The sequence below is a fragment of the Terrisporobacter muris genome (assembly GCF_024621905.1).
In the GTDB taxonomy this organism is placed as follows: domain Bacteria; phylum Bacillota; class Clostridia; order Peptostreptococcales; family Peptostreptococcaceae; genus Terrisporobacter; species Terrisporobacter muris.
Window position 1 is genome coordinate 1 of record NZ_JANKBY010000602.1, and the last position, 1,012, is coordinate 1,012.

The 1,012-nt window shown below is 26.5% G+C and carries 1 protein-coding gene; it reads right to left on the reverse strand.

Features of this window, described 5'->3' with window-relative positions; genetic code table 11:
- Positions 1 to 184: 184 nt before the first annotated feature.
- The gene (locus NSA58_RS20555) at positions 185 to 955 is read right to left on the reverse strand and encodes an IclR family transcriptional regulator (RefSeq protein ID WP_039681232.1); all 771 of its coding nucleotides are present in this window, start codon (positions 953 to 955) and stop codon (positions 185 to 187) included.
- Between the last annotated feature and the right edge of the window lie 57 nt (positions 956 to 1,012).

The following is a 1,012-nucleotide window of genomic DNA, read 5'->3' on the forward strand; positions in this document are numbered from 1 at the left end:
ATATTTATTTTTTTAAAATTATTTTTAGTTGTTCCGTTGTCAGGAATATCTTTCCATTTTTATACTTACATAGTATCAGCATATATTTTAAATAGCAACCATAATTCAAAAATTCGTAAAATTTTTTTGCACAAAAAAAAGAACCCTAATTTTTTAACAAATTTAAAGTTCTTTTAATTATCTATTATTTTATATTTTCTGATATTAATTTTGCTGTTTCTATAACTCTTTTTACTCTATAATCAAAATCATCTGTTTTCACACGATAAACAGGACCTGATAAACTTATAGTTGCTATTGCCTCACCTTCGCTATTAAGTATTGGAGCTGCTATACAAATAAGTCCAACTTCATATTCTTCATCATCAATTGAATATCCATTTTCTTTAATCTTTTTCAACTCATATTCTAATTCTTCCCAACTAATTATAGTTTTATTTGTATATTTTTTAACATTTAGATCATTAAATTTTTCTTCATTTATCAGTTCATTATTAAAAGCTAACAAGCATTTTCCTGCTGCAGAACAATGTATATCCATTATACTACCTTCATAAGTATTAACTGTCTGTAACCTAGTTTTGCCACAGTTTTTATAAACAACTATACAGTTCAGGGAATTCTGACTGTGATCTGATAAAACGCTTACTGATACAACTTCATTAAATTCTTTATTTAACTCTTCAACAAAAGGTTTAGTAATTTCCTTTATCGAAATTTTTTGTCCTACTGCCATTCCAATAGAGTAAAACTTTAATCCTAGCCAGTACTTCCCTGTTTCTGGATTTTGGGTTACAAATCCTCTATTTTCTAATGTAGCTAAATTCCTATGTATAGTACTTTTAGACAGACCCAATTCTTTGCTTATTTCAGTTATCCCCATTTCTTTCCTCTTGCTATATAAAAACATTATTATATCTAATATTCTGTCTACAGCATTTATTGTTTCAGTCATGTTTATATCCACCCTTTACATTAAAATATTAGTTTGCTTTATTATATAGTTTAAAAA